Origin of the sequence: Pantoea sp. 9140 (genome assembly GCF_000745295.1) — a bacterium.
Lineage (GTDB): Bacteria > Pseudomonadota > Gammaproteobacteria > Enterobacterales > Enterobacteriaceae > Pantoea > Pantoea vagans.
Window position 1 is genome coordinate 132,361 of the sequence record NZ_JQNO01000002.1, and the last position, 25,582, is coordinate 157,942.

Annotated in this window: 20 protein-coding genes; 10 read left to right on the plus strand and 10 right to left on the minus strand. The window is 54.1% G+C overall.

Annotated elements, in window-relative coordinates:
• The first annotated feature begins 14 nt into the window (after positions 1-14).
• From FA92_RS19970 to FA92_RS23120, 4 genes are all read left to right on the plus strand, one after another.
• Positions 15-1,313: an MFS transporter gene (locus tag FA92_RS19970; RefSeq protein WP_033784875.1), complete on the plus strand. Its 1,299-nt coding sequence runs from the start codon at positions 15-17 to the stop codon at positions 1,311-1,313.
• A gap of 12 nt (positions 1,314-1,325) precedes the next feature.
• Positions 1,326-2,168 carry a transketolase gene (locus tag FA92_RS19975; RefSeq protein ID WP_033784876.1) on the plus strand — a complete coding sequence of 281 codons (843 nt, stop codon included), beginning with the start codon at positions 1,326-1,328 and terminating at the stop codon, positions 2,166-2,168.
• Between the two features lies 1 nt (position 2,169).
• Positions 2,170-3,180: a transketolase family protein gene (locus FA92_RS19980; RefSeq protein WP_033784877.1), complete on the plus strand. Its 1,011-nt coding sequence runs from the start codon at positions 2,170-2,172 to the stop codon at positions 3,178-3,180.
• 99 nt (positions 3,181-3,279) lie between these two features.
• Entirely contained in the window at positions 3,280-3,564 is a 285-nt protein-coding gene (locus FA92_RS23120) for a hypothetical protein (protein WP_081917213.1), read from the plus strand.
• Positions 3,565-4,273: 709 nt separating this feature from the next.
• Here FA92_RS23120 and FA92_RS19990 read toward each other — a convergent pair.
• From FA92_RS19990 to FA92_RS20000, 3 genes are all read right to left on the minus strand, one after another.
• Entirely contained in the window at positions 4,274-5,245 is a 972-nt protein-coding gene (locus FA92_RS19990) for a ParB family protein (RefSeq protein ID WP_033784879.1), read from the minus strand.
• A gap of 7 nt (positions 5,246-5,252) precedes the next feature.
• Entirely contained in the window at positions 5,253-6,452 is a 1,200-nt protein-coding gene (locus FA92_RS19995) for an AAA family ATPase (RefSeq protein ID WP_013196500.1), read from the minus strand.
• A gap of 1,554 nt (positions 6,453-8,006) precedes the next feature.
• The gene (locus FA92_RS20000; protein WP_003855845.1) at positions 8,007-8,936 is read right to left on the minus strand and encodes a RepB family plasmid replication initiator protein; all 930 of its coding nucleotides are present in this window, start codon (positions 8,934-8,936) and stop codon (positions 8,007-8,009) included.
• Between the two features lie 464 nt (positions 8,937-9,400).
• On the opposite strand from FA92_RS20000, the gene FA92_RS20005 reads away from it, so the two are divergent.
• Positions 9,401-10,771, plus strand: a complete 1,371-nt coding sequence (locus FA92_RS20005; RefSeq protein ID WP_033784880.1) for an aldehyde dehydrogenase family protein — start codon at positions 9,401-9,403, stop codon at positions 10,769-10,771.
• 3 nt (positions 10,772-10,774) lie between these two features.
• On the opposite strand, the gene FA92_RS20010 is transcribed toward FA92_RS20005, so the two are convergent.
• Entirely contained in the window at positions 10,775-11,953 is a 1,179-nt protein-coding gene (locus tag FA92_RS20010; RefSeq protein WP_033784881.1) for an FAD-binding oxidoreductase, read from the minus strand.
• Between the two features lie 93 nt (positions 11,954-12,046).
• Positions 12,047-13,276 (minus strand): zinc metallochaperone GTPase ZigA, encoded by a 1,230-nt coding sequence (gene zigA / locus FA92_RS20015; RefSeq protein WP_033784882.1) that lies wholly within the window; start codon positions 13,274-13,276, stop codon positions 12,047-12,049.
• Positions 13,277-13,398: 122 nt separating this feature from the next.
• On the opposite strand from zigA, the gene FA92_RS20020 reads away from it, so the two are divergent.
• On the plus strand, positions 13,399-13,737 hold the full coding sequence (locus FA92_RS20020; protein WP_033784883.1) for an ASCH domain-containing protein: 339 nt from the start codon (positions 13,399-13,401) through the stop codon (positions 13,735-13,737).
• Here FA92_RS20020 and FA92_RS20025 read toward each other — a convergent pair whose 3' ends face one another.
• Entirely contained in the window at positions 13,738-14,286 is a 549-nt protein-coding gene (locus tag FA92_RS20025) for an XRE family transcriptional regulator (protein ID WP_033784884.1), read from the minus strand.
• 111 nt (positions 14,287-14,397) lie between these two features.
• Here FA92_RS20025 and FA92_RS20030 point away from each other — a divergent pair, with 111 nt between their 5' ends.
• The 3 genes from FA92_RS20030 (at position 14,398) to FA92_RS20040 (ending at position 16,240) form a co-directional block, all read left to right on the plus strand.
• Positions 14,398-15,066, plus strand: a complete 669-nt coding sequence (locus FA92_RS20030; protein ID WP_156105731.1) for an AzlC family ABC transporter permease — start codon at positions 14,398-14,400, stop codon at positions 15,064-15,066.
• On the plus strand, positions 15,063-15,386 hold the full coding sequence (locus FA92_RS20035) for an AzlD domain-containing protein (RefSeq protein WP_033784885.1): 324 nt from the start codon (positions 15,063-15,065) through the stop codon (positions 15,384-15,386). Before FA92_RS20030 ends, FA92_RS20035 begins: the two co-directional genes overlap by 4 nt.
• 125 nt (positions 15,387-15,511) lie before the next feature.
• Complete coding sequence (locus FA92_RS20040; RefSeq protein ID WP_033784886.1) at positions 15,512-16,240, plus strand: DJ-1/PfpI family protein; 729 nt, start codon at positions 15,512-15,514, stop codon at positions 16,238-16,240.
• On the opposite strand, the gene FA92_RS20045 is transcribed toward FA92_RS20040, so the two are convergent.
• From FA92_RS20045 to FA92_RS20055, 3 genes are read right to left on the minus strand one after another with little or no spacing between them, the layout of a single operon-like run.
• A complete protein-coding gene (locus FA92_RS20045) occupies positions 16,190-17,155 on the minus strand; it encodes an acyltransferase family protein (RefSeq protein WP_033784887.1) in 966 nt (321 codons plus the stop codon). The genes FA92_RS20040 and FA92_RS20045 overlap by 51 nt on opposite strands.
• The gene (locus FA92_RS20050) at positions 17,148-20,210 is read right to left on the minus strand and encodes an efflux RND transporter permease subunit (protein WP_033784888.1); all 3,063 of its coding nucleotides are present in this window, start codon (positions 20,208-20,210) and stop codon (positions 17,148-17,150) included. Before FA92_RS20050 ends, FA92_RS20045 begins: the two co-directional genes overlap by 8 nt.
• A complete protein-coding gene (locus FA92_RS20055) occupies positions 20,210-21,298 on the minus strand; it encodes an efflux RND transporter periplasmic adaptor subunit (protein WP_033784889.1) in 1,089 nt (362 codons plus the stop codon). The genes FA92_RS20050 and FA92_RS20055 overlap by 1 nt, the downstream gene beginning before the upstream one ends.
• Positions 21,299-21,811: 513 nt before the next feature.
• Here FA92_RS20055 and FA92_RS20060 point away from each other — a divergent pair.
• Positions 21,812-24,541 carry a cation-transporting P-type ATPase gene (locus FA92_RS20060; protein WP_033784890.1) on the plus strand — a complete coding sequence of 910 codons (2,730 nt, stop codon included), beginning with the start codon at positions 21,812-21,814 and terminating at the stop codon, positions 24,539-24,541.
• On the opposite strand, the gene FA92_RS20065 is transcribed toward FA92_RS20060, so the two are convergent.
• Positions 24,530-25,561: an AI-2E family transporter gene (locus FA92_RS20065; RefSeq protein ID WP_033784891.1), complete on the minus strand. Its 1,032-nt coding sequence runs from the start codon at positions 25,559-25,561 to the stop codon at positions 24,530-24,532. The genes FA92_RS20060 and FA92_RS20065 overlap by 12 nt on opposite strands.
• Positions 25,562-25,582 lie beyond the last annotated feature (21 nt).

Sequence of the window (25,582 nt, forward strand, 5' to 3'; positions counted from 1 at the left end):
CGGGAGTGAATACCATGACCACGCTTAATCTGAGCGCAGCCTCTGCTGCACGCGATATCACCTATCGCAAAATTGCCTGGCGGCTGATGCCCTGGCTGATGCTCTGTTACCTCTGTGCCTATCTTGATCGTGTAAACGTTGGCTTCGCGAAATTACAGATGATGGATGATTTGTCACTCAGCGAAACGGTGTACGGGCTGGGTGCCGGGATCTTTTTCCTCGGTTACTTCTTCTTTGAAGTGCCGAGCAACCTGATCCTGCATCGGGTCGGTGCACGCCGCTGGATTGCCCGCATTATGATTACCTGGGGTGTAATCTCGGCCCTGTTCGCATTTGTAGAAACCGCATGGCAGTTCTACCTGCTGCGCTTTCTGCTTGGTGTGGCAGAGGCCGGACTTGCACCCGGTTTACTGCTCTATCTGACCTACTGGTTTCCCTCTCACCGTCGCGCTCGCATGACAGTTCTCTGGTTTGTCGCGATTCCACTTTCCGGAATGATTGGTGGCCCGCTCTCTGGCTGGATCATGGCGACCTTCGCAGGCTTTCACGGATGGGCGGGCTGGCAATGGATGTTTATGCTGGAGGCTATCCCTACCCTTGTTATGGGATTCGTAGTGCTGCTGGTTCTGAAGGATCGGGTGGAGCAGGCAGAGTGGCTGGATGAGGATGAGAAGCGCCGGGTGCGTGCCGATCTCGACGAAGACAATCAGCAGAAAGCCTGTCATGGCACGGTGAAAGCCTTTGTTGCTGACCGTCGCCTGTGGCTGCTGGCGCTGATCTACTTTTGCGTGGTGATGGGACAGTATGCGTTAACGTTCTGGCTACCGACGCTGGTAAGAAATTCAGGCGTCAGTGAACCTCTGCATATCGGATTACTGACCAGTCTGCCGTACCTGTGCGCCATTATCTTTATGCTACTGGCCGGACGCAGTGGCGATCGTCATCGTGAACGTCGCTGGCACCTGATTGTTCCGATGCTGATCGGCCTCTCCGGACTGACGCTGGCGACGCTACTCAGCCATAACGTCTCCCTGTCACTGTTTGCCCTCTGTATTGCCGCTGCGGGCATTCTTTCCGCTTCATCACTGTTCTGGGTGCTGCCGACCAACCTGCTGGGTGGAGTCTCTGCTGCCGCAGGCATCGCTGCGGTGAACTGCATTGCCAATCTGGCCGGTTTTTTCTCGCCGTGGCTGATTGGCTCAATCACCACCGCAACCGGCTCCCCCGCGTCGGGAATGTATTTTATTGCTGCCGTTCTGCTGGGTGGTGCGCTATGCGTACTGCGCATTCGGGCTGCGGATGTTAATCGTTAATCAGGAGGTTATATGACTGACCCTCGTCACCGTTCACGCACGCTTTCATTGCCGCAGCGTGCCAGGAATATTCGCCGTCATGCCTTGTTAATGGGGCAGATACAGGGACAGGGCTATATCGGTCAGGCATTGGGTGCAGCCGATTTGCTCGCTGTCAGCTATTTTCACGCCATGAATTACCGTCCAGATGAGCCTGAGTGGGCAGAGCGCGATCGTTTCTACCTGTCGATTGGGCACTACGCCATCGCGCTTTACGCCGCGCTACTGGAAGCGGGCGTCATACCAGAAGAAGAACGGGAAACCTATGGCACCGATGAGAGCCGCCTGCCCATGTCCGGCATGGCCGCCTATACCCCAGGCATGGAGATCACCGGCGGTTCATTAGGTCATGGATTAGGAATAGCCGTGGGTGCCTGTCTGGGACTGAAGCAGAAAGGCTCACAGGCGCGAATCTATAACCTGCTTTCTGATGGCGAGCTAAATGAAGGCTCAACGTGGGAAGCGGCCATGTCAGCCTCACACTGGCAGCTTGATAACCTGATCGCCATTATAGACGTCAACAATCAGCAGGCTGACGGTCACAGCAGCGAGATTCTCGCGTTCGAACCGATAGTGGAGCGCTGGCAGGCTTTTGGCTGGTATACCCAGCGCGTTGATGGCAATGATATTGCTGCTTTGCAGCATGCCTTTGACGCAGCCCGCAGCTGGCCTGAACCTCAGCCGCGCGTCATCATCTGCGATACCCGAATGGGAAAAGGTGTGCCGTTTCTTGAAAGCCGGGAGAAAACCCACTTCATCCGTGTTGATGCTGATGAGTGGGACACAGCCCTGACTGCACTTGAGCAAGGAGTCTGATATGAGTTCACAACCGCAAAAAAAACGGCTGACCACTTCCGCCATGATCGCCTCGATTGCTGCTGAGGGTCAGCCCACGGTTTCGGCTCCGTTCGGGCATGCGCTGGTGTCACTGGCAGAGCAGCGATCGGATGTGGTCGGTATGACGGCAGATTTGAGTAAATACACCGACCTGCATCTGTTCGCGGACGCTTTTCCGCAGCGCTTTTACCAGATGGGAATGGCGGAACAGTTACTGATGAGTGCCGCAGCAGGAATGGCGCGCGAGGGCTTTATGCCTTTTGTCACCACCTATGCCGTGTTTGCTTCCCGCCGCGCCTATGATTTTATCTGCATGGCCATCGCCGAAGAGAATCTGAACGTCAAAATCGCCTGTGCGCTGCCGGGCCTGACCACCGGTTATGGGCCAAGCCATCAGGCGACTGACGATCTGGCAATTTTTCGGGGTATGCCAAACCTGACAATCATCGATCCCTGCGATGCGCTGGAGATTAGCCAGGTCATCCCGGCGATTGCCGAACATCAGGGTCCGGTTTACCTGCGCCTGCTGCGCGGTAAGGTTCCGCTGGTGCTGGATAAATATGATTATCGCTATCAGCACGGCAAGGCCCAGCGTCTGCGAACGGGCAAAGATGCGGTTATCATCAGTAGCGGATTGATGACCATGCGGGCACTTGAAGCCGCTGAGGTGCTGGAAAAGCAGGGCATTGAGATTGGGGTGATTCACTCTCCTGTGATTAAGCCTCTGGATGAAGAGACAATCCTGCGAGAGGCAGGGGAAGCGCTGCATCATAACCAGCTGGTTATCACAGCAGAGAATCATTCAATCACGGGCGGGTTAGGCGAGGCAATCGCGGGGTTGCTGATGCGGAACCATGTGACGCCTCGCTTTAAGCAGATTGCCCTGCCGGATACATTCCTGGCAGCAGGCGCTTTACCGACGTTGCATGACCGTTATGGCATCTCTACAGATGCGATGGTCAGGCAAATAACCGACTGGCTTGAAGCCTGATTCATTATAAAACCGGGCCAGGCCCGGTTTTGTATCGTTGTTTGCCGCATCAGATAACGATTCTGTTATTGCCTCCATCATACGCACTCCTCAGGCACTATGATGATTGCCGTGCTCAACGCTGGCTGCGCATCAACAGATTCTGATGAGCCCGCCAGCCGATTGTCTGTGCTGCTTAACCTCTTTAGCTCCGCATTCATTGTAAACAGTTTTACGGTCAGTCATGTCCCTTTCCTGAGCAGCCGGTTCTCGTTTTCTGCTGTTGAGCACATCCTTTCATCTGCTTTACTCAATACAGTGAATCTGTCTGAAGTAGCCGATTTCAGATCACTGGCACTTTTTCTGTCCAATCCAGCTCATGTCGTTCGCATCAACAGAAAATAATTTTAGCCGGATGAGAAAGTTATCCACTTTTTCTGTGGATAAGTGAGGGATATTTTCTGAGTATCTTTTTTCATTCTGAGAAGATGCCTTTGCTGTTAGGCGGTTACGCTGTAATTACGATCTCAACGAAACGCTTATATACTGTAATCAGGACGATCTCCAGCAGAAAGCGTGGCGATTTCAGGCTGAAATTCACAGATATTTTTAATTAAAACAGCCGCTTAAGCGTTAAATTTCGCTGGCGGCCAGCATAACGGTAAAAAGACTTGCAGAGAAAGCATCAGTCGGTATGAAGCAGTTGTGCGGGAACTGAGGTCTGGTGAGAAGTAACTGGTCACTAATGAACCAGCTTCCGAAAATCTTTACTTGCAATTCGCGACCGCTGAATGTGGAAAGGCAGCATTTGAACCCTTCGGAGGTAACATCAGATTTTGAATCTGCTTTTTCCATTACAGACAATTAAGGGACTCAAAGGCTGTCAGGAACGCAGGTGAAATGTTCAGGAGGAATGGCGATTTCACAGAGATCAGATTGAAAAAACTTATAAACAATATCAATAAATTCAGTTATTTATCCAGATTATCACCATTGAAAACCTGGCGATTTCAGCCTGAAATTCTGGTTTTCATGCATCGTCGAAGTGTCTTTCAGCTTAACAAAGCAATAAAAAAGCCAGCGTCAGGCGCTGGCTGATTTGGATGTATATAAATTAACGATTGAGATATTTCTTCAGGGTCTCGGCAATGACTTTATCCAGCTCTTCCTGCAACTCTTTCGACTGCCGGTTAAATTCATAGCTGAACATCCGGCCGCGTACCTTTTTACGCGCAAAGCGATCTTTATCAGCAAAAGACCAGAGTGCAGTCGCCTGTGTTTTATCTTTCTCAGGCTCTTTCATTAATGTCTGGCTGCCCTGGCGAATCAGACGCAGAATGTGATTTTTCAGCTCATCCTCGGCAAGCCCTTCTCGCGCGCAAACCACATCTATTTCCCGCGAGATAGAATTAATCAGAGCTTCAACGCTTTGCCCGGATTCACTCAATTTGTCAGCCGCCTGCAACAGCGCTTTGTAATCAGGATAAGTCAGCTCAGCGTGATTAGGGAAAAGTGAGATCAAATCGGACGGAACGCTGGCCGCCTGAAGAGCACGCGTGACCTTCGCCTGAGATAATCCCTGATTCTCAGCGATCTCTTTTTGCGACAGTCCACCCTCTTTTAACGCCAGCAGGCGCATTCCCACTTCCCGCAGGTTATGTTCGCGGGCCGTCTGGATATCCTGCGCCAGTCTGCGTGCTTCATCGGCGCTAATAGCGGCATCAGTGACCAGTACGTCCAGCCCGGTCTTACAGTAAAGCGCAGCTGCACGCCGACGTGAGCCGTCAAGAATCTCAATGCGGTCATCGCGCATTACGCCAATGGCCGGGAAGAACTGCTGAAGCTTAATAGTACGGATAATGTCGCGCAGTGAATCGGGTGTCAGGCCCGCCTGATCGCGACCATTGGTTTCCATCGTCACGAATGTCTTGTTTTCAACATCACTGGCGGCAATACGTTCAAAGCGAAACAGGGCGCGCTTGCCCGTAGCCAGAACGAATGTCTGGTTGTGCTGGCTATCTGGCGTATCATTTTCCAGTGGAGTCTGGCTGAAGGTTCTGCCAATCGTAATTCTTTTTGCGCTCATACAAACCTCAGTTCAGGCGAATAAATTCGATACGGTCAAAGACGGCTTTTGCAAAGTCCTCTGCAGCGGATCTTGCATTTTTCAACGCTTCACTGCTGCCGACGTATGTTGAAGGATTTGCGGAGATGACCGTATCAAAGGATTCGCCGCAACGTTCGAAACCATCAAGGCGGGGAAGGGCAGCATCAAGCATGTCACCACCGAAAATTTCTTTTGCCAGGCTATGACAGAGCTTATGGTCGGCTTTATTCGAGAGCTTAGACATGAAGCCAATATTGCCCTGCAGGCGACAGGTAGCGCCGGAATCCTCAATAATTGCAATCAGTTCCGGGAGACGCGTCAGGTATTTAAGCGTGGAATGAAAGTCGACCTGAGCCGGTGGCACCGGCGTCATCAGCAGATCAGAGGCCGCAATGGCGTTCTTCAGGAAAGCATCAAGATGCGGGCCGCTGTCGATAAAGATAAAGTCATAATCTTTCTTCAGTTTGGCAATGACGTTGTCATACAGCACGGCATGAACATTCTGCTGTGGCAGATGCTCAGCGCAAAGCTGGTCCCAGCTTGAGGCGATAAAGGCGTCATCAATGGAGGCAGGCAGCACATCCACACCTGGAATAATCGACGGAACGATAAATTCGTTCACCAGCTCATCACGGGTGACATTCTGCAGCATTGCCTGTGCCGCTGTCGCTTCCACCAGCCCTACTGAACGTTCATGATTCAAAAACATGGTTGCTGAGGACTGCGGATCAAGGTCAATCACCAGAATACGCAAATCTTCAAACAGCAGATGAGGATGGGCACGAAGTGCATGAGCCAGTGAGACGGTAGAAACCGTTTTCGAGACACCACCCTTAAGATTACCCACAAAAATGGTATAGGCCTCACTGTGGCGATCGCGATATTTCGGTACACCCCGATGATGGTAGATATCGATTATGTTCTGAATCGACATTGCATATTTAACGGAAGAACCGGCCGCACGTTTATCAAACTGATAACCGCTCTCTTCCATCTCATTTACAGCGTAATCGACACTCGCTCGTGTCAGTTTGGGCAACTTTGCTAACGCCGCTTTGGCATAAACCTGATAGTACGTATTTTCATGCAGTTCCTGCTTTTGCGCCTGAATCTGGTCGGTGAGGCTCAGCAGCATGCGTTCAGAACGCTGTGCAACCTTCATCACCTGCTTGTCATCGTTAGCCATAGTTGCTCCAAACATGTAGGATTTATGACTTTATACAGAAATCCTGCACGTGAGGCAATAAATTATCCTTTCAACATAATCTCCGTTTTTATGTAACACCATGGGTTTTGGTGAGGTTCATCACATTATTATTTCTGGTCTGGCAATTTACGCAGTTGAAATGCGAGCAGCGTTCACTGTAATCAGCAGGGCATTCACTGTAATCAGTAGAAATCGATCTTCAGTAAGAGAGAAGGGGGAGAGTGGATTGTACTAAGCGGGTTGATGAGTCTGAACGCTCACTGTAATCAGTAAAGTCAGCTCTCTATAAGGTCTCTTACCGGAGAAACTTGAAGTGGTGGTGCAGAAGACAAACCGCATTCAGAAAGCCCACGCGATAAAGCCTGGCTGATGCCTGACGCTGAATGAGCCAAACGTTCACTGTAATCAGTAATGTCATTGCAGATACCCAGGCAGCAATCACGTTCACTGTAATCAGTAAACTCGTTGATCAGCTAGCAGGACAGGAAGCCGAACTGAGTAAACGTTCACTGTAGTCAGTAGTGAGGAGAGGAGAAATCCTGTCTGGTTCATAAAAGCATCGGAAGCTGATGAGATAACAGGCAACTACTGTTTGGGAGCCAGAATGGATCGGCAGGCATGAACAAGACAGTCCGATAACGTTCACTGTAATCAGTAACGAGGAGATATCGAACGTTCACTGTAGTCAGTAAAAGAAGAGCCTTGCTGACCAGACATTCACTGTAATCAGCAGAAGCGTCAGTTCAGTTCGACCGGAATAGAAGACAGTAAGATTACGATACGCAGATATCACTTCGATTCTGGCAATGCTCAGGCCAGCAGACATCAACCCCTGATCATGAGTTATGTCACCACAACTTTCCCACGAATGTTCACTATAAACAGTAAAGCGGCAAAGCGTTGCGTCAAATTTCAGCTATCATTCACTGTATTCAGCAAAGCATTCACTGTAATCAGTAAAGCAGCATTCCTGAGGATCACCGCGGTGAAGACAGCTCCGCGCTACAACGTTCACTGTAATCAGTAACCGACAGGGGAATCCGCAGTACGCCGGAGCTCTGACGATGCCAGTCGGCAAACATTCACTGTAATCAGTAACAGTGTCACGCTGGCAATACTGATAAGTTAAAGCGCCTCAATACAGTACGCACGCCGGCCGTGTTGAACGTGAATGCAGTCATTCACTGTAATCAGTAAAGTGCTCAACGGGAATCAGCAGAAAGAGACGCTGTCCTGCCTGAATCAGGACGTTCACTATAATCAGCAAAGCCGATCCTGGAAGGGGCTAACCAGTTAGTAAGTAAGCACGCACTTACTTCATAAGCCTTATGGTATAGTACGACAGGAAAAGAGGGAAGAAGAGTATGATTCTAAAACATGCCCCGTCTACTGATTACAGTGAACGTTACTGATTGCAGTGAATAGAGGTGGAATACTGATTACAGTGAATATGAGAGGAAGGGCGCAATATCACTTTCAACGGTAAAAGTGACACTGCCACGCAGAAATGCTGATTACAGTGAACGTCAGGAGTTAATCCTCAAACTCGATCTCGTCCAGCGAATCGATGCTCTCGAGGTTACCGATGCCATCAAGCTTAGGTGTGCGGCTATGGATAATGAAAAAGACTGAGCGGCCACGCTTCACTTCTGAATAATCCAGATAACCAATTTCCTTCAGTTGCTCCATTGCACGCCGCACCACATGGTTCTGCGTGGTGGTCTTAGAGCCGAGATTAAGGCGCATACGCAGGCGTGCCAGTGATATCGGTGCCGGATTGGTCGGCAGGCTCTCAAGGAAAGTATAGAGCGCCTGTGCAGACTCTTTACGCTTAAGGCGGGATATTGCACGAAGCTGAAGCAGCACCTTGTGATCGAAGTTGTAGAGTTCAAACAGTTTGGGATCTGCCTGAATCCGCACAATATCTTTTTCGCGGTCGTAATAGGCTGACTGGACAAGGTGGGTATGATACGCCTTGCCGTTGCCTTCAAAAGAGAGCGTGTTAGTTGCAATGCGGCGCAGAGAGGCATCAAGACGCTTACGCAGTGCGGCAGACGAGTTGGCAGAGGGAATGCCGCACATCTTCACAAAATCGATAAACGGCAGTGTGACGGTATCGCCTTTAGTCGGATAGCGCGAAAAGGACTGAATAATACCTGCCCAGGTTTTGAAATCGTTATCCATATCCAGCCGTGCGCCGGTAATGGTAATCTTTTCGTAGCCTTCCGCCTTTACCAACGTAAGATTCTTCAGCTCTTTCGTCGCATCCGTTGATGCCATTGCACCGGATTTACCCCGTGCGGTTGATTTCAGCGTCGGAACGAACAGTCCAAGACGCATCAGTGCCACCGGCTGAACGGTATTATTCTTGTTGGGATGAAGCTGAATAACTTCACCACTGTTTTTGGTCACTGACAGAAAAGGTTCAAGTAACGCTTTGTTTTCGTTGTCTTTATCTGCCATCGCGTAGGATCTTCATTCTGTGGATGAAAGGGATCGTTTTCTGACTACAGTGAACATTAGCACTGTTTACAGTGAACATTCTACCTGGTACAGTGAATAAAGTACTGATTACAGTGAACACTTTACTGATTATAGTGAACGCGATCACCCTTTCAGCCCTTGCGGGGTGCGGCCTGCGACGATCGGGGATCTCTTAGGATCTCTCTATGATCTATTAAGGATCGTTTTTTAGGATCGTGTCACTGTATAAGTGGATAACTACTTATCAGGCATCAGTTTCAGACTCACGGACAGGTGGCGTGATCGCATCATCATCTCCAGAGTCCTTCACGCTTACTGTATAACGTCTTTGCAATTCAGACATTCTCAATTGATAAACAACTTCCTCACTATTATTCATTTTTCATCATTAACTACAGCGCGTATCGTTTCTCAATTACTGAACGAATGAGGAAAACAGAACCATGACTGAACATGCCGTATCACGTAACCCTGCAACAGGCGAAATTCTGGCACGCTATCCTCTGCAGAACAGCATCGAACTGGAAAAGACGCTGGCAGAAAGCGCTTCCGCTTTTACAGCATGGCAGCGCAGCAGTATGAGTGACCGGGTGCGCGTATTGCGTCAGCTCGGCGAACAGATCCGTCTGAGAGAGCAGGATCTTTCGCGCATGATTACGCTGGAGATGGGTAAGCCCATTGCACAGGCTCGCGCTGAAGTACTGAAATGTGCAAATTTGTGCGACTGGTATGCAGAACATGGACCGGCGATGCTGGCCGATCAGCCCACTCAGATTGCCGATGCGTGGCAGCGATTCCGTCCTGTCGGGGTGATCCTGGCTGTCATGCCATGGAATTTCCCCCTGTGGCAGGTTCTGCGGGGCGCAGTCAGCATGTTGCTGGCAGGTAACACCTATCTGCTGAAACACGCCCCTAACGTCATGGGAAGCGCCACACTGATGGCTGAGCTGTTTACAGCAACCGATCTGCCAGCAGGTGGCTTTAACCTGATCAACGTCGACAACGACGGTGTCTCAGTCGCGATTAAAGATGATCGCATTGCGGCCGTCGCGGTAACCGGCAGCGTGCGGGCGGGTGCGGCAATCGCAGCACAGGCGGGTGCAGCGCTTAAGAAAACGGTGCTGGAGCTGGGTGGATCCGATCCCTTTATCGTGCTGGCCGATGCCGATCTTGATGAAGCCGTGAAATCTGCCGTAATCGGACGTTTCCAGAATACCGGACAGGTCTGCATGGCGGCTAAACGTTTTATTGTGGAAGCCCCCATCGCGGAAGAGTTTGAAAAACGCTTCACTGCAGCGGTACAGGTACTGAAAATGGGCGATCCGCTGGATGAAAATACCTTCCTGGGTCCGATGGCACGCGCCGATCTGCGCGACGAACTCGACGGACAGGTAAAAGCGACCCTTAGTGAAGGTGCGCGGCTGGTGCTGGGTGGTGAGAAGGTGGCAGGGGAGGGTAACTACTATGCACCAACTATTCTCGCTGATGTTACCAGCACCATGACCGCGTTTAAGCAGGAGCTGTTTGGTCCGGTCGCGGCTATTGCCGTCGCGCGGGATCCGAAGCATGCACTGGAGATCGCTAACGACAGCGAATTTGGCCTCAGTGCTACTGTCTGGAGCGGTAACGAAGAAACTGCCGATCGGCTGGCACTGCAGCTGGAAGTCGGTGCCGTATTTATAAATGGCAACGGCGCATCCGATCCGCGGGTGACCATCGGCGGCGTGAAGAAAAGCGGCTATGGTCGTGAGCTGTCACATTTTGGTGTCCACGAATTCTGTAACGTGCAAACCGTTTGGAAGAACCGCCGCTAGTTTTTACTGCGCTGCCGGAAGATAGGCAGGCGCGGTTTTAACGACCTCACTGAGCGGACGCAGCAACCGATGCGGGGTAAACCTACTCAGCATCGGTGAAGGTGTACCGCTCAGCATATCCTCAGCCACCAGTCTGCCCAGTAACGGGGCAAGGGTCATGCCACTATGGCTGACCATCAGATAAACGCGTGCTGAGTCACTGATGTAGCCCAGTGCGGGCAATCCATCTGCCGGACGCGATCGCTGTCCTGTTTCAATGCGCTCAATTCTCGCCCCTTCCGCATGGTTAAACAGTCGACGCAACCGACGCAGCATCTCTTTGCCAGTCAGCCCATCCGGAGAAGCGGGGCGTGACGGATCGGCATGCTGGTCAAGATCCAGTGCCTGCAGCATCAGGCGTCCTCCGCCATCCGGCCGCACATTCAGTTCCGGGGTAATGAGATTGCAGTTAAGCGGGATCGGCAAGGGCTGTGTCTGCGCCAGAAAACTGCAGGCAACAGGATCGGCGCGGTTCGCATCGGTCATCGCCAGTTCGAGTCCACACTGGCTGATCAGCTCAGGTGCCCAGCGACCGGTTGCCAGCACCAGCTGATCCCCGTGCCACTCATCACCACTGGCCAGCGTCAGATGCACATGCCGACCTGATTCAGTCAGCGTGGTCACCTCATTGTTGCAGACCAGCTGACCGCCACTGGCGCGCAGGTCGGCAAGCAGAGAAGCGATGAACAGGCTGGGATAAAGCAGGCACTCCGAAGGGAAAAACCACGCGTGCTGAATGCGGGGATCGAGCCGCAGTCCGGGCAGGGCACCCAGTAACGCAGCGCGGCTACGCTTCTCAACGGGGTAATCGAGCGTAGCAAGCTTTGCTGCGCGCTGCGTTAGCTGGCGCAGGGATGATTCATCGGCTGCCCACTCCAGCGAGCCGGTTTCAAGCAGCCAGCGGGGCCATGCACGGTGGCTCGCCTGCCATCGCTTGTGCTCGTTTATCGCCTGGGCGTTGAGTTCATGATAGTGGCCGGGTTCTTTGCCGTTGGCATTGACCCAGGCGTAGCTAATCTGGCTGGTGCCACTGCCAGGCAAGCTTTTGTCGAACACAGTGACCTGTGCGCCCCGGCGGGACAATGACTGCGCGACGGCTAAACCTAGCACGCCTGCACCGATAACAGCGATACGTTGTGGCATATCCGGCTTCTCCTGAACAGAAATCAGCGGGTGGCGGCCACCCGCCGGGACGTTTTACTATTGCGGAGCGACAGTGTGCGGTCAACCGTTGCGTCAGGCGGTCATCTCATCAAACCAGGCAGGCACCGGATCGTCCAGCGTAACCCAGTGCTCCGGCCCTGCAGCCATCTCATCAGGCGTCAGCAGTGCGTGATCCAGCGCGACAATAATGTGCTGCTCATCCATATCTATGCCGATAAATACCAGCTCCTGACGCGCATCGCCGGTGCCTTCCTGCCACTGCTCAGCGATGGAATTGAGCGAATCTGCATCCTGTGGCCAGTTGTCTCGCGGCACGCTGACCCACCAGCGCCCGGCGTAACCCTGGCGTGCCACTGCGCCCGCCTGCGACCACATTGCCGCAAATTCGGGCCGGGTGGCCAGCCAGAAGTAACCTTTTGAACGAATCACGCCGTCGAGCTGGTGGTTTACAACCTCCCAGAAACGCTGAGGATGGAAAGGACGACGCGCGCGATAGACAACGCTGCGAATGCCATACTCCTCCGATTCCGGCTGATGCTCGCCGCGCAGGGTCTGCAGCCAGCCGGGGGCCTGCGCTGCCCGGTCAAAATCAAACCGGCCGGTATTCAGCAGACAGTCCAGCTGAATTTGCCCGAACTCGCTGGTCACCATACGAGCGTGTGGGTTGAGCGCACGCAGTATGCTCTGCAGTTGATGCAGTTCCGTCGGGCTAAGCAGATCCGTTTTGTTCAGCACCAGCAAATCACAGAACTCAATCTGATCCACCAGTAGATCAACCACCGATCGTTCATCCTGCTCGCCCAGCGACTCGCCGCGAGACTGAAGATCATCGACTGAACGGTAGTCGCGCAGGAAGTTAAAGCTATCCACCACGGTAATCATGCTATCCAGCCGGGCATAGGCTGAAAGACTTTCACCCGCTTCGTCTTCAAACGTAAAGGTTTCAGCCACCGGCAGGGGTTCAGAAATGCCGGTCGATTCAATGACCAGGTGGTCGAAGCGACCAGCCTGCGCCAGACGTTTCACCTCCAGCAGCAGATCTTCACGCAGCGTGCAGCAGATGCAGCCGTTACTCATCTCGACCAGCTTTTCATCAGTGCGTGACAGTTGTGCGTCGCCGTTGCGCACCAGGGCCGCATCAATGTTGATTTCAGACATGTCATTGACGATGACTGCGATCCGTCGTCCTTCACGGTTATTCAGAATATGATTGAGCAGCGTGGTTTTACCGGCCCCCAGAAAACCGGAGAGAACGGCAACCGGCAGACGTGGATCGCCGGATATCAGAGAAGAGAGTGTCATACTGTTACCTGTCAGATGAGGTTAAATAATTATGTTATAACATAACATTAATAACACTGTTTTCAATCCGGATTTCTGGTTTTGTGGCAGTTCTCAAAGTGGGTTTAAAAAAAGGAGAGGAAATGCAGCAACTTACACTGGTTCCGCGTCTGATGCCCGTCGTCAGACGCGGCGAGAAAACCTCCACGATACGCTGGCAGGAGGGCGATATCGTCACCGGCCCGCTGAGGCTGGTGAATCAGCAGGATGAAGCCGACACGGTGATCGTCTGGGTGACACGGATCGACACACTGCGCTTAAACGAGGTCGCTGCGAAGCTGGGGAAAGAGCACGAATGGCCGGATGCGGTGCTGCTGGAGGGGATGCGCGAGCATTATCCGGCGATCAGATTGAGCAGTGAGGTGCAGCTGATTACGCACCTCACACCCGCAGAAACCCGGCAGAAGCTTGCTGAGCGGTAACTAGCTGTGCTCTATCACCAGCAGCGCCAGCGTATCGGCTTCCAGCGCCCGAAAGATATGCAGCTCGTCGCCCGGATAGGTAATGTAATCACCCACATCCAGCTCTACCGCGCTGTCCATCGGACCCACCAGCGCCCGGCCTTTAGCAATAATAATATGCTCAATCGTATTGGGAATATGGGGCTGTGAAATGCGCTCACTGCCAGGCTGAACCTCCAGCAGATAGATATCACGCCGGACGCCGGGCGGGCAGGATGCCAGCAAAACCGCCTTATAGTCTGCCAGATCGGCAGTCACCGTCAGACCTTCTCCACGGCGGATCACCTGCAGACGACGCGCATCCGGCTCCAGCAGCCGTGAAAACGGAATATTCAGCGTCACGCACAGTGACCACAGCGTCTCAATGCCCGGATTGCCGTTACCCGCCTCCAGCTGTGAGAGCGTTGATTTGGCGATACCGGCACGACGCGCGACTTCAGCCAGTGACAGGCCGGATCGCTGACGTTCACGCACTAAGGCATTGGCAATGATGCTGATAGGGGTATTCAAACGCACTCCTGAAAAACGAAAAGTTTTTTATACCGAACGCTTTGTTCGTCTTGTAAAACGATGTTGAGGTGTTCATTATATCGGATTATACGTTCATTATGAGACAGAGTGATGCTTTTTCCGCAAATGCAGTCGCTGGACAAAGGGGTAATCAAAGCGATTTTTCTGGTCTGCCTGGCTGATGGAATTGTCGGTTTATCCTATGGCTCGCTGGCCTCCGCCGACGGGTTTCCGCTCTGGGTGCCGCTGGCGCTGTCAACGCTGGTGCTGGCAGGCGCGTCTGAGTTTCTGTTTATCGGCATCGTGGCTGGTGGCGGCAGTCCCTTTACCGCGGCTGCCGCGGGCCTGCTGGTGAATGCGCGTCATCTGCCTTTTGGCATTGCGGTCAAAGATCTGGTTGGAAAGGGGCCTCAGGGCTGGTTTGGCTGTCACATCATGAATGATGAAAGCGTGGTGTTTGGTATCTCACAACCACAGCTGGCCCAGCGTCGCAGCGCCTACTGGCTGTGCGGCATCGGTATCGGCTTAATCTGGCCGGTGAGCGTTATGGTTGGGGCGGCGATTGGCCAGTTTATTCCCGATGTCTCGGTGATTGGACTGGATGCGGTGTTTCCGGCGATCCTGATTGCCCTGATCATCCCGGCGCTGCGACAGCGGCGGACCCGGATCCCTGCCACCGTCGGCGCGCTGCTCTCATTGCTGGCAACGCCGCTGGTTCCGGCGGGCATGCCGGTGCTGTTCTCGCTGCTGGGCCTGCTGACATGGAGATCGCGCAAATGACGCATCAGGGAATGATCATCGCCGGGATTGCCATGCTGGCCGCCGGAACGTATCTGATGCGCTTTGCCGGCGTCAGGCTGGGAAACCGTCTTCCGATTAGTGAGCGTACTCAGCAGATGCTCTCCGACGCTGCCACGGTGCTGCTACTGGCCGTCGCGGCGACCACCACGCTGTTTGAAGGCCAGCATTTTGCCGGTGTGGCACGAGTGGCAGGCGTGGGTTTTGCTCTGTTACTGGCATGGCGTCGGGCACCCCTGATTGTCATTATTCTGGGGGCGGCAGCAATGACCGCGCTGTTGCGTTTTCTCGGCGTGGCCTGAGGCTTCTTTACGCAATCCACTGCTCTCTCTTCCGGAGAGGCTGTAAAGCGTCTCCGGCAATCATAATTGCTATCTGACCGGGCATCACGGCATGATGGTCACTCATCACCCGCCGGAGTTCACGCATGAATCGTCCGCTACAGATTGGTCTGTTACTTTTCCCCGATGTTACCCAGCTCGATTTAACCGGCCCGTGGGAGGTATTTGCACGCACGCCCGGCGTGGAGTGCCATCTGATCTGGAAAGATCGTCAGCCGGTGCGCTCCGATCGCGGCCTGTCGATATTACCGACTGCTACCTTTGGCGATTGCCCGTTACTGGATGTGATCTGCGTACCGGGTGGGCCAGGGCAGATTGCCCTGATGTCGGATGAGGAAACGCTGGATTTTCTTCGACGGCAGGCTGAGCAGGCGCAGTGGGTCACGTCGGTCTGTACCGGTTCGCTGGTGCTGGGCGCTGCCGGATTGCTGAAAGGGTACCGTGCGACCTCACACTGGAGCTCCATCGACCAACTGGCTTTGCTGGGCGCGGAGCCGGTGAATCAGCGGGTGGTGCGTGACCGCAACCGTATCAGCGGCGCGGGCGTCACTTCCGGCATCGATTTCGCCCTGACGCTGATGGCGGAAATCGCCGGGGACGCCGTCGCCCGAGCCGTTCAGCTGCAGATGGAATATGACCCCGAACCGCCGTTTTCCTGCGGCTCGCCGCAGACCGCGCCGCCCGAGGAGGTGGCGCAGGCACGGGCGAAAATTGCTGAGTTCATCGCCACGCGCCGTGCAGCAACGGAGCATGCCGCGCGGCGACTACAGGCTGATCAGCTTACGGACGCCGGGGATGCGCAACAGCAGCAGTGACAGCGCCATTGAGAAGATCAGCGTCAGGGCGATGACCAGCAGCTTGTCGCCCAGGGTCTGAATGCGGATAGCAGCCGCCAGCACACCAAAAATCAGGTAATGCAGGATATAAACGCCGGTCATGGTTTTGCCGAGGGTGGTCAGAAATGTGGTCAGCCATTGGGCTTTTTCCGGCAGCCGGATAGCGTTAATGCTGATCACGATCAGCACCACCAGCAGATAAACCTGTGAGCCCGTCAGCACTACGTCGTTGTGGGTCGCCAGAAAGCGCGCAATAAAGTAATAGCGCTCATACAGCCAGGTAAAGAGATACACCGCGGGCAGCAGCAGCAGGCTTATCTTTATCACTCTGGGTGATGTCAGCAACTGCATCACACGTGGCGCAGCCATCAGCCGGCCGGTGAGGTAATAAAGTACCCATGTCCAGATTCGGTACTGCGGCAGCAGTGAAAAGGCCCGCTGGTCCGGATAGAGGCTGGCGAGCAGGTCAAAAGCAAAGGCCAGCACCAGCAACAGCAAAATCCCTGCTGCCATTACGCCAGGCCGCTGAATCAGCCAGTCGATTAGCGGATGCGAGACGTAAATGACAATCAGTGCAATCACAAACCACGGCTGGATCAGGTAGCCTTTGTGGTGCATCCCGGCAAACCAGAAAAAGCTGAACCAGAAGATAAAAATCAGCAGAATACGGCGAATTTTGCCGAGCTGCCACGCGGGCGTGTGCAGCTCGCCCGCGTCGAGATAGCCGCTAAGCAGAAAATAGAGCGGTGTGGCAATGGTCGAGATAAAACTCAGCACATTCAGCGTCAGATTAACGTCGTAATGATAGCTGTCGTAACTCTGATACAGCGTGAAAAACGACACGGCTGTGATACAGGCCAGCGTCTTCAGCATTGCCAGCCCGGTCTTATTCACCGTGCGCCTCCCGTCCGTGGAAGCAGCGATAGATCACCGGCAGTACGAGCAGAGTCAGCACCGTCGCGAATCCCAGACCAAAAATAATCACCACCGCCATGCTCTGGAAAAAGACGTCGCGCAGCAGCGGCAGCAGGCCCAGTACGGTAGTAAAGGCCGTCAGCAGGATAGGACGCAGACGCGAGGTCGCCGCATCAATAATTGCCTGCTGCAACGGCTTCTCCTGCCGGAACAGTCGGATCTCCTCAATCAGCACGATCCCGTTGCGGAGCAACATCCCTGACAGGCTGAGCAGTCCAATCAGCGCCATAAAGCCAAACGGAATACCGGTGCTCAAAAAGCCACAGGTGACACCAATCATCGCCAGCGGCACGGTAATCCAGATTGCGACGGCGTCACGCAGCGAGTTGAACATCAGCACGGTAATGATGAACATGGCCAGGAAGCCTGCCGGCAGCGAACTCAGCAATCCGCTTTGTGCTTCACGTGAGCTCTCCAGCTCGCCACCCCACTCAAGCCGGTAGCCCGACGGCAGCTTAAGTTGATCGATCTGCGGCTGAACCCGTGCCACCACCTGCGCGGAGGTTAATCCTGAGGCGGGATCGGGGTCTGTCTGCACCGTCAGCACGCGCGTACGGTCACGACGCATAATCAGCGGATTCTCCCACTCCAGCCGGAAGTCAGAAATCACATTGCTCAGCGGCACAAAGTGCTGCAGGGCAGCGCTCCATAGCTGAATGTTTTCGATGTGATCAACACTCTGCCGCTCTTCATCTGCCGGATAGAGCATCACCGGCATCAGCCGCGATCCGTCCCGGAAAATGCCTACGGCATCGCCGCTGAAATTCATTCTCAGCGCCTGATCGATATCGCGTTTATCAATGCCCAGCTCCTGACCACGCAGTGCGGAATAAACCGGGCGGAGCACTTTACTGCGCTCCTGCCAGTCGTTGCGTACCGGGAACGTCGAGCCATCCGCCAGAAAAATCGCATCCAGCTGGCTGCCGATGTGACGCAGCACTTCCGGGTCCGGGCCGGTTACCCGCAGGGCAATCGCGCTATCACTGGCGCTGCCAAACTGAATACGTTTGATGCGCTGATTCACCTGCGGGAAGTTTTGCTGAATATAATTCTCAGTTTTCAGCGCCAGCGCATCCAGCAGTCGGCCATCCTTAACCCGCACCATAATCTGGGCGAAGTTGCTGTACTGGCGCGCCGCGTCATAGGTCAGGGTAAAGCGTAGTGCGCCCTGGCCCACGGTGGTGACCGTCGCCGCAACGTCCGGATCCTGATTAATGAACCGGGCTATTTCCGCTGCGGTATCTGCGGTGTAGTGGATATCGGTGCCATAGGGTAGCCAGAGATCGGTAAAAAAGACCGGCGTGCTGGATGAGGGGAAAAAGTTCTGTTTCACCAGGGTAAAGCCATACAGCGATAGTGCCAGCAGCGCGACCATCGCCGTCAGCGTGATCAAGCGAAAACGCAAAAGGCCGCTCAGCGTCTGACGATAGCGCCGGAAAACGATGCCCTGATAAGGATCGGAGATGTCAGTTTTTGCGGGCTTCGCTGCGCCACGACGTTTCTCGCTCCAGTTGATAAATACCGGAGTCAGCGTCAGCGCAGTTACCCAACTCAGCATCAGGGAAATCAGCAGCACCTGGAACAGCGATTTACAATATTCGCCGGTTGAGTCCTGCGACAGGCCAATCGGTGCAAAGGCGAGTATCGCGATCACCGTGGCACCCAGCAGGGGCAGGGCAGTGCGGCGCACCATGCGGGAAATCGCCTGCTGTAAAGGATGTCCGCGCTGGTGGTCGATCTTCACCCCTTCGACAACGACGATGGCATTATCCACCAGCATGCTGAGCGAAATAATCAGCGCGCCCAGCGACACCCGCTGCAGTTCCAGTTTAAACAGATACATGATCAGTAGCGTGCCGAGCACGTTTAGTGCCAGTGACGCGGCAATCACCATGCCGCTGCGCAGGCCCATAAACAGCAGCAGCGTTCCCACCACAATCGCCAGCGCCATCAGGAAGTTGAGGATAAAGCCATCAACAGACTGTTTCACCTCATGCGCCTGGTTGTAGAACACCTTCAGACTGATCCCGGCGGGGGTATCCTGCTGATAGTGTGTTATCCGGGCGGAGAGCGCGTCGCCGACATCAATCACGTTGACGCCAGGCGCAAATGAAATGCCGATTGCCAGGGCCGCTTCACCATCGGCAAAATAGATATTGGCAGGATTATCGGTCACGCCACGTGTCAGGGTGGCGATATCGCGCAGATGCACGTTCTGCGGGCTGCCCGCAGGCAGAATGGGCAGATTCGCCAGGTCGTCGAGTGTCTTTAGCTCGCCGGTAGGGTGAAAACGGATTGATTCGCTGTCGACCCGCAGCGTGCCGGCACTGGCAACGCTGTTATTCCGGTTCAGCAGATCGGCGATGCGCTGCGGCGTCATGCCATAGGCGGTCATTTTGCTGGCGGAAAGGGCAATGCGGACCTCCTCCTGCTCAACGCCCGCTACCGCGACTTTCGCCACGCCGGGCACCAGAACGAGATCGCGCCGCAGTTGATCGGCATAGTTACGCAGTTCGCTGTTCGTAAAGTCTTTGCCGTGGATGACGAAGAAGTAGCCATAAACATCGCCGAAGTCGTCGTTAACCAGCGGAGCCTGCACGCCTGGCGGAAACTGCCGGGCCGCATCGCCGACGCGACGGCGTAGCTCATCCCAGATTTGCGGCAGCTGATCGGCAAGATAGCGGGTATGGATATTGACGGTAATCTGCGACAGGCCATTGCCTGAAATGGAGGTGACATTGTCCAGTGAGGGCAGGCGTTGCAGCGCATTCTCCAGTGGCAGAGTCACCTCTTCTTCGACCTGCTGGGCTGACGCACCAGGATAGTGGGTGACAATCACCGCCGATTTGATGGTAAACAGCGGATCCTCAAGGCGGCCAATGTTCAGCAGGGCATAGATACCGCCCACGCCCAGCAGCAGAATAACCATCCAGATGCGAATGGGTTTATCAAGGAAGTGCTCCTGAATACGCATTATAACCCCCGCTCACGCTGCCAGATGCGCACCGCTTCACCGTCACGCAGCTTACCCACACCGGCAGCAACAATGCGGTCGCCAGGCTGCAGCCCGCTGACGATTTCAATACCCTGCGCGGTGAGACGACCCACTTCGACGGGGCGATCTTTAATGCGCAGCGCCTCGCCATCCTGCTCAACCAGCCAGACGTGTGGCTGGTTAGTCGGGCTACGGTCGGGATTGAACACCGCAGCCGCCGGTACCACCAGCCGCGGCTGCGCAGGGGCATTCGGCAGGTTATGCAGCTTAACGCGCACTGAGCCGCTGAGACCGGCAACGCCAGGCAGATCAGCGGGACGCGGCATGGTCAGCACCACCTGATACGTCAGCGTGGCAGCGTCGGTCTGGCTGGTGTGCTCTTTGTATTGCGCGGTGAAAAAGCGACCGGGCAGGGCGTTAAACTGCACCTCCGGCTGATAGTGAATATTCTGGATGTCCAGGCTGGTGAAGAGGGTTTCCGGCAGCGTGAAGATCACGTCGAGCAAATCGGCCCGGGTCAGCAGCGCAATCGGCTGTCCTGCGGCCACCACCTGATGATTACGCGCCTGCACTCTGGCAATCACGCCATCAAACGGCGCGCGCAGGGTAAGAAACTGCAACTCTTCCTGCGCAATTTTCAGTGCGGTAGCGGCGGCATCGCGGTTAGCTCGCTGCACATCCATTTCCGATTTTGAAACGGCGCTGCGCTGGGCCAGCGTGTTAAAGCGCTGAAATTGCCGCTCCGCCAGCTGCAGCGCCGTCAGACGATCGCGTACCCGCAGTTTCGCATCCGCGTCGTTCAGGGTGGCAAGAATTTGCCCCGCTTTCACGGGTGTTCCGTCACGTATATCCAGCTGTACCAGCTGGCCCGCCCTTTTAAAAGCCAGGTCGGTATTGTCTCCGGCCTGAATACGTGCAGGAAATACCCGGATATTCTGCGCAATGTCCGGCTCAAGGGTAAAAACTTTTATTACACGAGGAGGTGGCGCGTCCGGTTCTTTTTTTTCATCGCACGCTGTCATAAATAAGCAACAGAGAAAAACGGGAATAACCTTGCGTTTAATCATTTTATTCGCCTTAACATCAGCTATTTCACTGCGGTTTAATAAGCGTTAAGGCGTCATTAGCCTGGTGCTTATCGCCACCGGGATAAAAATATTTTTAATATACGTAATCTTATTTTAACGAGACGGCAGGGCCGCTTCGCCTGGATCGGGTTACGCCGCCATATGAGAGACCACCAGCCAGGTCAGTAAGCCGACTAATGTGGTTGCGGTGACCGCGAGAATAACGAAACCGCAAAGCATGATAATGCTCTGTTTTTTCATCAGAGTTTCCTTTTGCGAGCCAGAGTACAAGCCGAAGCACACTGCATCAGCATAGTTAAACCTTAGCTAAACAAAAACAACGTTGTTATTCTCATAATATAGGTTAGATTTAATTTAGCCATTTTATGTTATTCATCAGACGTTTCTTACCTAAATATGATATCGGTCATTACTGGCGGGAGCGGCTTCCCGCAAAATGCATGTCTTTTAATTGCGCCTTTAATTCATCGCTAAATGGCACGAGGTTTATATATGCTAAATAATGATAAGCAGGATAAAGCGTTAGCTTTATCTGAGCGCCCCTGGTATCAGCGCAGTGTAGCCGAGATATTTTCTGACCTGCAAAGCTCTCCGGCAGGATTATCGACTGCTGACGCACAGGAACGTCTGCAGAAACAGGGGCCAAACGCGCTGCCGCAAAAAGCGGATAAATCTGCGCTGCTCAAATTTATCGCCCATTTTAAAGATGTGCTGATTTATATTCTGCTGGCCGCAGCGGTGATCACCGCGCTCATGGGCCACTGGGTGGATACCTTTGTCATTATCGGCGTAGCCGTTATCAATGCCCTGATCGGCTTTATTCAGGAGAGCAATGCCGAGAAATCGCTGAAGAGTATTCAGAACATGCTCGCCAGTGAAGCGATGCTGGTGCGGGATGGCAAACAGGTCACTGTCGCAACACGCGATATTGTGGTCGGCGACGTGGTGATGTTACGTCCCGGCGACAAAATTCCGGCTGACCTGAGACTGTTTGAAGTCAATAACCTGCGGGTGGAAGAGGCGATTCTCACCGGCGAATCGACGGTGGTGTCTAAGAACATCGACACGCTGAGCGGTGAAAAGTCGCTGGGGGACCGTCTGAATCTGGCATTTTCCGGCACCACCGTCAGCTCCGGCACCGCCTCAGGTGTGGTCATCGCCAGCGGGGGTGATACGGAACTGGGCCATATCAACGAAATGATCAGCGGCATAAAAGAGGCTAAAACCCCGCTGCTGGTGCAGATCGACAAACTGGGTAAAGCGATTTTCCTTATCATCCTGGCGATGATGGTGATGCTGTTTATCTTCGGTTTCATGCTGCGTGACATTCCGCTGGGCGAACTGCTGCTGTCCGTTATCAGCCTGGCCGTCGCCACCGTGCCGGAGGGTCTGCCCGCCATTATCTCCATTATTCTGTCGCTGGGTGTGCAGTCGATGGCGCGCACCAATGCGATTATCCGCAAACTGCCGACGGTCGAAACCCTGGGCGCCATGTCCGTTATCTGTTCTGATAAAACCGGCACGCTCACTATGAATGAGATGACGGTGAAAGCGGTGGTGCTGGCAAAAAGCCGCTGGCGCGTCAGCGGCAACAGTTACGAACCCAAAGGCGAAATTGTGGCTGAGCAGGGCGGCAACGCGGCTGCTTCGGCGGCACAGGATCCGTTGTTCCAGCAGTTCCTCCATGCGGTAGACACCTGTAATGAAAGTCAGCTGCGTCAGGAAAGCCAGGGGCTCTGGACGATTGTTGGCGGCCCGACTGAAGGCGCACTGAAAGTGCTGGCAGCCAAAGGTCTGACGACGCCTCAGCCGGTTGACGTGGTGAGCAAGCTGCCGTTCGATTCCCTCTATAAATATATGTCGGTCAGCTGTGTAGCTGACGGTGAATCTTATGTTCTGCTGACCGGCGCACCGGATGTGCTGCTGACGCTGTGTCAGCAGCAGCAAACGCCGGACGGTGCAGAGCCGATTGACCGTGCTTACTGGGATGCTGCCATCACTACCTATGCCAGTGAAGGATTACGCACCGTTGCTGCAGCCTGGAAAAAAACCTCCGCACCCATTACTTCGCTGGATCATGCCGATCTGAAAAGTGACATGGTGCTGCTGGGGCTTGCCTGCATGATGGATCCGCCGCGTCCTGAAGCCATAACTGCCATTGATGAATGCCAGAAAGCGGGCATCCGCGTCAAAATGATTACCGGCGACCATCAGGAAACGGCTATGGCGATTGGTCAGATGCTGGGTATAGGCAACAGCCAGACGGCCATCACGGGTTACCAGCTTGAACATATGAGTGACGCTGAACTTGCCGAGGCGGCAAAAACCTATGATATTTTTGCCCGCACCAGCCCGGAACATAAACTGCGTCTGGTGAAAGCACTGGAAGCGAGCGGCGAGATCGTGGGTATGACCGGCGACGGCGTCAACGACGCACCGGCGCTGAAGCAGGCGAACGTCGGCATTGCGATGGGGATCAAAGGCACGGAGGTTACAAAAGAGGCGGCCGATATGATTCTGGCCGACGACAACTTTGCTACCATCGCGGCGGCAATCAAAGAAGGCCGTCGGGTTTATGACAACCTGAAAAAAACCATTCTGTTCGTTATGCCAACCTGTATGGCGCAGGGACTGCTGATTATTATCGCGATTCTGATGGGTAATCTGCTGCCGTTAACGCCGGTTCAGATCCTGTGGATGAATATGGCGACCTCCGCCACGCTGTCGTTTGGTCTGGCATTTGAGCCAGCAGAACCCAATGCGATGCGTCGGCCCCCCCGTAATGTCAAAGCACACGTGATGGACGCTTACGCCATCTGGCGTGTGGTGTTTGTCAGCCTGCTGATTTCAATCAGTGCCTTTGTGCTGGAAGCCTGGCTGCAACCGCGTGGCTACAGTCCTGAGTTCATCCGCACCGTGCTGCTGCAGATGCTGGTTACGGCGCAGTGGGTCTACATGCTTAACTGCCGCAACACAGATGGTTTCTCCTTGGACCGTGGCCTGCTGAAAAACCGCGGTATCTGGCTTGTTACGCTGGTACTGATTGTGCTTCAGGCGATCATTATCTACGTGCCGTTGATGAACACGCTGTTCGGAACACGCCCACTACCGATTAACTACTGGCTGATTTCGCTGTTTGTCAGTATCGCAATCTTCATTGTGGTAGAGATTGAGAAACGTCTCACCCGCGCATGGCGGGTGAAGACGCCGTCACTGAGTTAACTCTGACTCCGGGTCCTGCTGCGGATAGCTCGCCAGCAGGACCTTCTTAATCAGATAGGTCAGAGGAATGGCCAGTATCCCGCCCGTAATCCCCAGTAACGCCTGCCAGAAGAGAAACGCCAGCAACTGTGTAGTGAGCGCCAGATTGAGTCGTTTACCAATCAGCAGCGGTTCAATCACCGAACTCAGGCAGAGGTTCAGCATCATAAAGAAGCCTGAGACCGCTAGCGCAACCTGTAAATCAAACATGATGTAGCTCTGGATCACCGGCGGAATCGCAGCCAGGAAAGAGCCCAGCACCGGCACGTAGTTAAAGATGAACATCAGCACGCCCCAGAAAAAGGCAAACTTCAGCCCGATCAGGTGCGCACCTAAACCCACGATGATCCCGCCAAGAATACTGGTCAGTGTTTTCACCCTGGCATAAACAATCACGCTCTCAATTCCCTCCTGCAGCGCCAGATAAAAGGCCTGATTTTTTCCGCTGACCCGCTGCTGAAGCGCCGCTTTCAGCAGCGGCATCTCATAGAGCATAAACAGCAGCATCAGGAACACCATAATCCACCAGGAGATGACGCCGGGAATTTGCGTCAGAAACGCGGTGACGATACGCACTATCGCGCCCGCATCCACAAAAGTGAGCATCTGGTCGGGCGTCATACCGATATCAAGCCGGGCAAAAGCCAGCGTCAGCTGTTCCAGCCGTGCCGCCAGCAGCATGGGGGCCTGGCGGCTGAGTTGCATTAAATCGGGCGTCAGTGCCGTTAACTTGAGCGTGGTGACCACCATGACCATCAGCATCAGCGTAATCACCAGCAGGGATGAGATAATGCGTGGGATGCGTTTTTTATCCAGCTGGGTAATCAGTGGGTCGAGCATGATAGCCAGTAACGCCGCCAGCAGGACCTGATTGATCAGCGGTGCCGCCAGATAAAGGCCGGTGAGAATAATGGTCAGAGAGGCGAGAATAAACAGCACGCGCGCCAGCGGTTGCCAGAGAGTAAACCAGCTCAGTCCCATGTTCGGGCTCCTTCAGCAAAG

Bases quoted from the DNA above. Each gene is read 5' to 3' on its own strand.
- FA92_RS19970 (WP_033784875.1), top strand. From the start codon at position 15: ATGACCACGCTTAATCTGAGCGCAGCCTCTGCTGCACGCGATATCACC.
- FA92_RS19975 (WP_033784876.1), top strand. From the start codon at position 1,326: ATGACTGACCCTCGTCACCGTTCACGCACGCTTTCATTGCCGCAGCGT.
- FA92_RS19980 (WP_033784877.1), top strand. From the start codon at position 2,170: ATGAGTTCACAACCGCAAAAAAAACGGCTGACCACTTCCGCCATGATC.
- FA92_RS23120 (WP_081917213.1), top strand. From the start codon at position 3,280: ATGATGATTGCCGTGCTCAACGCTGGCTGCGCATCAACAGATTCTGAT.
- FA92_RS19990 (WP_033784879.1), bottom strand. From the start codon at position 5,245: ATGAGCGCAAAAAGAATTACGATTGGCAGAACCTTCAGCCAGACTCCA.
- FA92_RS19995 (WP_013196500.1), bottom strand. From the start codon at position 6,452: ATGGCTAACGATGACAAGCAGGTGATGAAGGTTGCACAGCGTTCTGAA.
- FA92_RS20000 (WP_003855845.1), bottom strand. From the start codon at position 8,936: ATGGCAGATAAAGACAACGAAAACAAAGCGTTACTTGAACCTTTTCTG.
- FA92_RS20005 (WP_033784880.1), top strand. From the start codon at position 9,401: ATGACTGAACATGCCGTATCACGTAACCCTGCAACAGGCGAAATTCTG.
- FA92_RS20010 (WP_033784881.1), bottom strand. From the start codon at position 11,953: ATGCCACAACGTATCGCTGTTATCGGTGCAGGCGTGCTAGGTTTAGCC.
- zigA (WP_033784882.1), bottom strand. From the start codon at position 13,276: ATGACACTCTCTTCTCTGATATCCGGCGATCCACGTCTGCCGGTTGCC.
- FA92_RS20020 (WP_033784883.1), top strand. From the start codon at position 13,399: ATGCAGCAACTTACACTGGTTCCGCGTCTGATGCCCGTCGTCAGACGC.
- FA92_RS20030 (WP_156105731.1), top strand. From the start codon at position 14,398: ATGCTTTTTCCGCAAATGCAGTCGCTGGACAAAGGGGTAATCAAAGCG.
- FA92_RS20035 (WP_033784885.1), top strand. From the start codon at position 15,063: ATGACGCATCAGGGAATGATCATCGCCGGGATTGCCATGCTGGCCGCC.
- FA92_RS20040 (WP_033784886.1), top strand. From the start codon at position 15,512: ATGAATCGTCCGCTACAGATTGGTCTGTTACTTTTCCCCGATGTTACC.
- FA92_RS20050 (WP_033784888.1), bottom strand. From the start codon at position 20,210: ATGCGTATTCAGGAGCACTTCCTTGATAAACCCATTCGCATCTGGATG.
- FA92_RS20055 (WP_033784889.1), bottom strand. From the start codon at position 21,298: ATGATTAAACGCAAGGTTATTCCCGTTTTTCTCTGTTGCTTATTTATG.
- FA92_RS20060 (WP_033784890.1), top strand. From the start codon at position 21,812: ATGCTAAATAATGATAAGCAGGATAAAGCGTTAGCTTTATCTGAGCGC.
- FA92_RS20065 (WP_033784891.1), bottom strand. From the start codon at position 25,561: ATGGGACTGAGCTGGTTTACTCTCTGGCAACCGCTGGCGCGCGTGCTG.